Origin of the sequence: Meishania litoralis (assembly GCF_042611095.1) — a bacterium.
GTDB lineage: Bacteria > Bacteroidota > Bacteroidia > Flavobacteriales > Flavobacteriaceae > Meishania > Meishania litoralis.
This window is the reverse complement of record NZ_JBHFPV010000016.1, coordinates 1-1,011: the sequence shown is the minus strand read 5'-3', so window position 1 is coordinate 1,011 and position 1,011 is coordinate 1. Positions and strand designations below refer to the sequence as shown.

The window sequence follows — 1,011 nt, the reverse complement described above, 5'->3', positions numbered from 1 at the left end:
AGGAAACCCCGTTCGCCTGGTCAAGGCCCGAATAGAATATGCCCGGGGGAAGGGGCAGCGAACCGTCCTCGTTCGAAAGCCCGTCAGGGCACGTAACGGCACCCCCGTTCACGGTCAGTTCCAAGGTCGCCGTACAGCCCTCCGAGGAGGTGAAGGTATAGGTCCCCGATTGGGACTGCGTCACGTTGCCAAGGTCGTGGTCGTCCCCAACGGTACCGCCGCCGGGGAGCGTTATCGTGAGGCCGATACCGTCGGGGAGCATGCTCAGGACGACCTGCTGGCCCTCTTCGACCGTGAGCGAGGTGCCGCTGCCGGACTCCCCGTCAACCGTATACTCAGGCACGATACTGCCGGGAGGACAGGGGGTTCCATCGCCCACCGTAAGGTTTATGGTCGTCTGGCAACCCTCGTCAGAGGTCAGCAGATAAGCCCCACTGTCAAATGCCGAGACATTGCCAAGACTATAATTGTCCCCAACCGTGCCACCGTCAGGAAGCGTAATCGAGACCCCCACGCCATTGGGGAGCATGCTCAGCATAACCGAGGTACCCTCCGCAACATTCACATCGTTGCTCCCGCTCTGCCACACACCGTCCAAACGGTATTCCGGGACGATGCTACCGGGAGGACAGGAGACCACACCCCCGTTCACGGTCAGTTCCAAGGTCGCCGTACAGCCCTCCGAGGAGGTGAAGGTATAGGTCCCCGATTGGGACTGCGTCACGTTGCCAAGGTCGTGGTCGTCCCCAACGGTACCGCCGCCGGGGAGCGTTATCGTGAGGCCGATACCGTCGGGGAGCATGCTCAGGACGACCTGCTGGCCCTCTTCGACCGTGAGCGAGGTGCCGCTGCCGGACTCCCCGTCAACCGTATACTCAGGCACGATACTGCCGGGAGGACAGGGATCTTCCCCGACCCTGCTCACCACCAGGTTGTCGTAGAGCGAGCTCCCAGGGGCCGTGCTGCCGTAGTTCGGATAGAGCCAAATATCAAGCGCGGAAATGCCTGAGG

Annotated in this window: 1 protein-coding gene; it reads right to left on the bottom strand. The window is 62.2% G+C overall.

The features are described from left to right. On the bottom strand, positions 1-1,011 hold a 1,011-nt coding region (locus ACEZ3G_RS17050; RefSeq protein WP_432426732.1), incomplete at both ends, for a hypothetical protein.